Source organism: Caulobacter hibisci, assembly GCF_016135805.1.
GTDB classification, from domain to species: domain Bacteria; phylum Pseudomonadota; class Alphaproteobacteria; order Caulobacterales; family Caulobacteraceae; genus Caulobacter; species Caulobacter hibisci.
In genome coordinates this window covers 23,015-30,117 of record NZ_JADWOX010000033.1, presented here as the reverse complement: position 1 = coordinate 30,117, position 7,103 = coordinate 23,015, and the positions used below count along the sequence as shown (strand labels likewise).

At 69.6% G+C, this 7,103-nt stretch carries 3 protein-coding genes; 1 reads left to right on the top strand and 2 read right to left on the bottom strand.

Translation table 11 applies throughout. From position 1 onward, the window contains the following. A partial coding sequence (locus I4Q42_RS25310) for an autotransporter domain-containing protein (RefSeq protein WP_198578880.1) occupies positions 1-3,059 on the top strand: 3,059 nt, incomplete at its 5' end. A 264-nt stretch (positions 3,060-3,323) separates the two neighbouring features. Here the strand turns inward: I4Q42_RS25310 and gyrB are convergent. Beyond that, on the bottom strand, positions 3,324-5,774 hold the full coding sequence (gene gyrB / locus I4Q42_RS25305; protein WP_198578879.1) for a DNA topoisomerase (ATP-hydrolyzing) subunit B: 2,451 nt from the start codon (positions 5,772-5,774) through the stop codon (positions 3,324-3,326). After that, positions 5,771-6,949 (bottom strand): DNA replication/repair protein RecF, encoded by a 1,179-nt coding sequence (recF, locus tag I4Q42_RS25300; protein WP_198578878.1) that lies wholly within the window; start codon positions 6,947-6,949, stop codon positions 5,771-5,773. Before recF ends, gyrB begins: the two co-directional genes overlap by 4 nt. Positions 6,950-7,103 lie beyond the last annotated feature (154 nt).

Genomic DNA, 7,103 nt, shown 5'->3' with positions numbered 1-7,103 from the left:
GCCAGACGGTCGTGACTTCGGGCGGCACGGCTCCCGTGACCTTCGCGGTCACCACCGGTGCGCTGCCCACCGGTCTGACCCTCAACGCCTCGACCGGTGCGATCTCCGGCACGGCCACCGCTGCGGGCGCTTACAGCTTCGCCGTCACCGCCATCGACGCCAACAGCCTCACCGACGCCCAGACCTATACCGGCACGATCGCTTCGCTGCTCCAGTCGCCGAGCGCGGGGGCGGTCACGATGAGCGTCGCCGCCAACAGCACCGGCAATCCGGTTGCGCCGGCGTTGTCAGGCGGAGCCGCGACGTCGGTCGTCATCGTCGGCCAGCCGAGCCATGGTACGGCCACGGCGTCCGGCCTGTCGTTCGCCTATACGCCGGCCCCCGGTTTCTCGGGTTCGGACAGCTTCACCTACACAGCGACCAACGCCGCGGGGACCTCCTCGCCCGCCTTGGTGACGATCGCCGTCTCGGCGCCGACCCTGATCCTGGCGCCGACCGGCGCCCTGGCCGGCGGAACGGTCGGCTTGGTCTATGCCCAGACCCTTTCGGCGTCGCGAGGAACCGGCCCCTATGTCTATGCCGTTTCGGGCGGCGCCCTGCCGGCCGGCCTGACCGTCGATCCCGCGACCGTGGCCGTCTCGGGTACGCCGACTACGGCCGGAAGCTACGCGTTCGACATCCTCGTCACCGACGTCAACGGTGCGACGGGAACGGCGGCCTATACGATCGTCATCGCCCCGGCGCCCCTGGCCGCGCCGAACGCGGGCGCCGTGTCGATCACCGTCGCCGCCAACAGCGCGGACAATCCGGTCGCGCCGGCGCTGTCGGGCGGGGCCGCAACCTCCGTCGCCATCGCCGGCCAGCCGGCCCACGGCGCGGCTACGGTTTCGGGCCTGTTGATCGTCTACACTCCCGCCGCGGGCTTCTCCGGCGTGGACAGCTTCACCTATACGGCCGCCAACGCTGCAGGGGTCTCGCCCCCCGGCCTCGTGACGATAACGGTCACCGCCCCGACCCTGGTCTTGACCCCGGCCGGCGGTTTGCCCGACGGCATGGCCGAGGCCGCCTACGCCCAGACCCTCACGGTCTCCGGCGGCGCCTCGCCCTACCACTTCGCCGTGACGAGCGGCGCCCCGCCCCCCGGCCTGACGCTGAACGCCGCTTCGGGCGCCATCTCCGGAACGCCCACGACGGCGGGGAGCTATGGCTTCCAGGTGACGGCGACCGACGCCAATGGCGCGACGGGCTCTTCGGCCTACACGGTAACGATTGCTCCCGCGCCGCCGGTGGCCGCCGACTCCACGAGCGCCACGGTGCCGGCCAACACCCAGACCGAGGCCGGCCAGAACGTCAGTCTCAACCTTTCGACCCTGGTGACCGGCGATGTGACCGAGGTGCGCATCGTCACCCAGCCGCAGCACGGCACGGTGACCTTGAGCCAGACCCTGGCCATGCGCGGCGGCGGCGGTCTGTTCATGATGGCCATCGCCGGCCTGTCGACCCCGAGCCAGTTCGTCGCGGTCTACACCCCCGACAAGGACTTCCAAGGCGTCGACAGTTTCGCCTTCGTCGCCGTCGGTCCGGGCGGGGTTTCGGCCCCGGCCGTCGCCACGATCACCGTGGTCGGACGTCCGCCCACAGCCAAGGCGCTGGCCGCTGCGACCACCGACGGCAAGACGGTCTCGATCGAGCTGACCACTGGCGCCACAGACGGGCCGTTCACTGGCGCGACGCTCGGCGCAGTCACCCCTGCGGACGCCGCGACGGTCGCGCTCGTGCAGGGCGGAACCGCCTCGGCGCGCACCTTCCGCCTCGACGTCACGCCCGAGGTCCGCTTCGGCGGGACGATCAAGATCGACTACACCCTGACCAACGTGTTCGGCGACTCCTCGACGGCCACCGTCACGATCCAGGTTACCGCCCGCCCGAACCCGGCGGCCGACCCGGTGGTCCAGGGCATAAGCGACGCGCAGGGCGAGGCGGCCCGCCGCTTCGCTCAGGCGCAGGTCGACAACTTCATGCGTCGGGCCGAACGCCTTCACGGCGCCGATTGCCTGGCCTCGGGCAACGGCGTGACGCTGTCCGCGGTCGACATGGACCGCACCGACGATCCGCGCGGCCGTGTCGGCGGGCCGGCTCCGGACGGGGTGAACCGCGCCTCGGACGGCTCCAATGGCGGCGCCGCCTCCAACGCCGAGGCCTCGGCCGCGGTGCGGGGCTGCCGTCCGGGCGACGCGTCGGTCTGGACCAGCGGGGCGATCTCGCTGAGCACGCGTGACGCCTCGGGCGACGCCTCGAAGATCCGCGCCACCAGCAGCGGGCTGAGCCTGGGCGTCGACAAGCGCGTGTCGGAGCGCGCCAGCGTCGGGATCGGCGTCGGCTACGGCGAGGACCGCAGCCGCGTCGGCGGCGACGCCGGTCGGGTCTCGGCCCAGAGCACGGTAGTGGCCGCCTATGGCAGCCTGGCGCCGGCCGACGGGCTGTTCATCGACGGCATGGTCGCTCGCGGTTGGCTCGACTTCGACACTCGCCGCCTGGATCCCACCAGCGGGGTGACGACTTTGGGCGCCCGCGATGGCCGCTTCACCGTTGCGGCGCTGTCGGCGGGCGTCGACCGGCGGAGCGGCGGATTGAGCTGGTCGCCCTATGGACGCCTGGAATATCTGAGCGGGTCACTGGACGCCTACCGCGAGCAGGGTGCGGGCATCTACGATCTTCGATTCGATCGCCGTTCCCTGCGCTCGACACTGGGAGTGCTGGGGCTCCGCGCGGCCTATGAGCGTCCGACCGTCGCCGGGATCCTGACCACCTCGCTGCGGGCCGAATGGCGTCACGAGTTCTCCGGCGGATCGCGACAAGGCGTCGACTACGCCGATGTCCCCGGCGTCGCCTACTACAGCCTGCCCGCCTTGGGCTGGTCGCGAGAGCAACTACTCATCGATCCGGGTCTGGGCCTGCTGCTGTCTTCGGGTTGGGAACTGGGGCTCGATGCGGGGCTACGGCTTTCGGATGGCGAAAGCGCGACCCAGGCGCGGGTCGAGGCGAAGAAGCGGTTCTAGGAAAGGGCAGCCCGCAAGGTCCAATCGCTTGGACTTTGCGGGTTCGCCGGATCCACCTCTGCATCGGGAGCGCGCCAGAATTGTCCGGATGGACGTGCACAGCTCGCACTCTTTCGAGATCAGAAGTGCGGTCGATTTCGATCGCTCACTACCCGGGTGGAGCGGTTCAAGCAAACTGCTCCACCCATTTAATTTTGGATCACTATCCCTTGGCCCGGACGAAAATCGTTTAATTTCCGGACAGACCAATCGCTCCAGTCGACGTCAGACGTCGACTTCGGCGTCCAGGGCGTTTTCCTGGATGAACTCGCGGCGCGGTTCGACCAGGTCGCCCATCAGGCGGCTGAACATGTCGTCGGCGTCGTCGGCGTGGTTGACGCGGACCTGCAGCAGGGTGCGGGCGTCGACGTCCAGCGTGGTTTCCCACAGCTGGTCGGGGTTCATCTCGCCCAGGCCCTTGTAGCGCTGGATGGTCAGGCCCTTGCGGCCGGCGTCGAGCACGGTCTGCACCAGATCGAGCGGACCACGGATGGTGCTGGACTTGTCCTTGCGGCGATAGATGGCCGGCTTCTCGAACACCTCGGCCAGCTTGACCGCGCGTTCGGCCAGGCGGCGGGCGTCGGCGGCGTGCAGCAGCACGTCGTCGAGCACGATGCGTTCCGACACGCCGCGGCGCACGCGGGCGAAGACATAGCCGGTGTCGCCGCGCTCGCCGCTCCAGGGACCGTCGCCCTCCTCGTTGTAGAGGTTGAGGCGGGCGGCGGCGGCGTTGGCGTCGGGCGTCTCGCCAAGCAGGCCGGCCAGGGCCGCCTGCTCGACGGCCGAGGCCGGGGCGCGGGCCGCCAGGCGGTCGATATTGCCCTTGGCCGAGCGGGCCAGTTGCACCAGGGCCAGCAGGTCCTGGCCGATCAGGCGCTCGCCCGAGCCGAGGTCGAGCTCGGCCCCCTCGACGCCCTCGTCGACGAGGAAGGCGTCCATCTCGGTGTCGTCCTTCAGGTAGCGCGAGGACTTGCCCTTGCTGGCTTTGTAGAGCGGCGGCTGGGCGATGTAGATGTAGCCGCGCTCGATCAGCTGCGGCATCTGCCGGTAGAAGAAGGTCAGCAAGAGCGTACGGATGTGAGCGCCGTCGACGTCGGCGTCGGTCATCAGCACGATCTTGTGGTAGCGCACCTTGTCCGGGTTGAAGTCGTCGCGGCCGATGCCGGCGCCCAGGGCCGTGATCAGCGTGCCGATCTGGTCGGACGACAGCATCTTGTCGAAGCGCGCGCGCTCGACGTTCAGGATCTTGCCGCGCAGGGGCAGGACGGCCTGGTTGTCGCGGTTGCGGGCCTGCTTGGCCGAGCCGCCGGCCGAGTCACCCTCGACGATGAAGATTTCGGACTTGGCCGGGTCGCGCTCGGAGCAGTCGGCCAGCTTGCCGGGCAGTGACGTGATGTCGAGCGCGCTCTTGCGGCGGGTCAGTTCGCGGGCCTTGCGGGCGGCTTCACGGGCCGCGGCGGCCTCGGCGATCTTGGAGACGATCGCCTTGGCTTCGTTCGGATGCTCCTCGAACCAGGTAGCGAGGCCTTCCTGCACCATGCTTTCGACGGCCGGGCGCACTTCCGACGAGACCAGCTTGTCCTTGGTCTGCGAGCTGAACTTCGGGTCCGGCACCTTGACCGACAGCACGCAGGTCAGGCCTTCGCGGCTGTCTTCGCCGCCGACGCTGACCTTTTCCTTCTTCGAGATGCCCGAGCTCTCGGCGTAGTTGGTGATCACCCGGGTCAGGGCGCCGCGGAAGGCCGAAAGGTGCGTGCCGCCATCCCGCTGGGGGATGTTGTTGGTGAAGCACAGCATGTGCTCGTGGTAGCTGTCGTTCCACCACATGGCCAGGTCGACCTCGACCTTGTCCTTGCGGCCCTTGACGACGATCGGGGCCTTCAGCAGCGGGGTCTTGGCCTTGTCGAGGTGGCGCACGAAGGCCTCGATGCCGCCCTCGTAGTACAGCTTCTCGACCCACGGCTCGGCGTCGCGGTTGTCCTTGAACCAGATGGTGACGCCCGAGTTCAGGAACGCCAGCTCGCGCAGGCGGTGCTCCAGGGTCTTCCGGTCGAATTCGATGAAGGCGAAGGTGTCCTTCGAGGGGAAGAAGGTCACTTCGGTGCCGGTCAGCACCTCGCCGGCCTTGGGGCCTTCGTCGCGCACGGGCGAGACGCCGGTTTCCTTCAGCGAGGTCACCGCGTCGCCGCGCTCGAAGCGCATCTGGTGGACCTTGCCGTTGCGGTGGACCAGCAGCTCCAGCCAGTCCGACAGGGCGTTGACGACCGAGACGCCGACGCCGTGCAGGCCGCCGGAGACCTTGTAGCTGTTCTGGTCGAACTTACCGCCGGCGTGCAGCTGGGTCATGATGACCTCGGCCGCCGAGACGCCTTCGCCCTCGTGGATGTCGACCGGGATGCCGCGGCCGTCGTCGGTGACCGTCACCGAGCCGTCGGCGTTGAGGACCACCTGAACCTTGGTGGCGTGGCCGGCCAGAGCCTCGTCGATGGCGTTGTCGACCACCTCGTAGACCATGTGGTGCAGGCCCGAGCCGTCGTCGGTGTCGCCGATATACATGCCGGGGCGCTTGCGCACCGCGTCCAGGCCCTTGAGGACCTTGATCGAGTCCGCGCCATACTCGCCGGCGACGGCTTCTTCGGGAACTTCGGGGACTTGGCCTTCGGTATTCTCGGTCATTCGTCTTCCAGAGCCGTAGACTCAATGGGGGTCAGACCGGCCTCGCTGACGCGAACGCCCAGAGCCCGACCCTTGAGGTGGTCGAACAGCGACTCGTCCGTGCCGGTGAGGAAGGCCTGGAGCTTGAGCGCCGTGAGTTCGTCGGCCAGAGCGGCTCGCCGGGTAAGGTCGAGATGCGCTGCGACTTCGTCGAGCAACACTATAGGATTCGGCGCGGATTCCGCACGCGAAAGTCTCGCCGCCTGGGCCAGAACCAGGTTCAAAATCAGCGCTTTCTGCTCTCCGGTGGAGCATTCCGAGGCCGGACGGTCCTTGTCGACGTGGAACACCGCCAGATCGCCCCGGTGCGGACCGGTCAGAGCCCTCCCCGCGGCCCCGTCGCGAGGCCGCGCGGCGGCCAGGGCCTGGGCCAGCTGAAGCTCGATTTCGGCCTCGTCGGCGCCGTCCAGGGCCATCTGCTCCCAGGCCCCGGTCAAGGCCAGACGGGCCTGGGGAAAGGGCCGGTCGCCGCGGCCGTCGATCTCGGTTTGCAGGGCGATCAGGGTGCGCGCCCGGGCCTGGACCATCAGCGCCCCGGCCTGGGCCAGCCGCGCCTCCAGCACCGTCAGCCAGGCCGGGTCGGCCGGCGCCCCGCCGTCGGCAGCGTCGCTCAGCAGGCGCATGCGCTCGCGCTGGGCCTTGTCATAGGCGTTGGCGTGGCTGGCGTGGGCCGGCTCGGCGGCGAACACCAGCCGGTCGAAGAACTTGCGGCGGTCGGACGCCGCCTCGAGGAACAGGCGGTCCTGGGCCGGGGTCAGCCACATCGGGCGAACGTGGTCGGCGAGACGTCCCGGCGGCACGGTCTCGCCCTCGATGCGGACGATGCGGCGGGCCGCCCCGCCAGCTTCCGTGCCCGTGCCGACCTTGAGCATCTCGCCGTCGGCTTCCTCGACCTCGGCCGCCACGGCCCAGGCCCGGCCCACGGCCTCGCCGGGCATCCGCCGGCCGACCTCGGCCAGGCTCGACCCGCGCAGCCCCTTGCCCGGCGACAGCAGGCTGACGGCTTCCAGCAGGTTGGTCTTGCCCGCCCCGTTGGGCCCGAACAGATAGACGCTGCGCCCGCCGGTCACGAGCTCGGCGCGGTCGTAGGATCGGAAGTCGGTGAGCCGCAGGCGGGCGAGGGTGGCGGACGCCATGGGCGTCTCTTAAGGCAGGTCGCGGGCAACGTCACGCTGGGAGCCAACCCCATTATTCCCGTCATTCCCGCCCTTGTGGCGGGAACCCCTGGTTCCGCTTCCACGTGAGGCGCGAGCGACGTGCTCAGCACGTCGCCCCATCAGCCCTTACGGC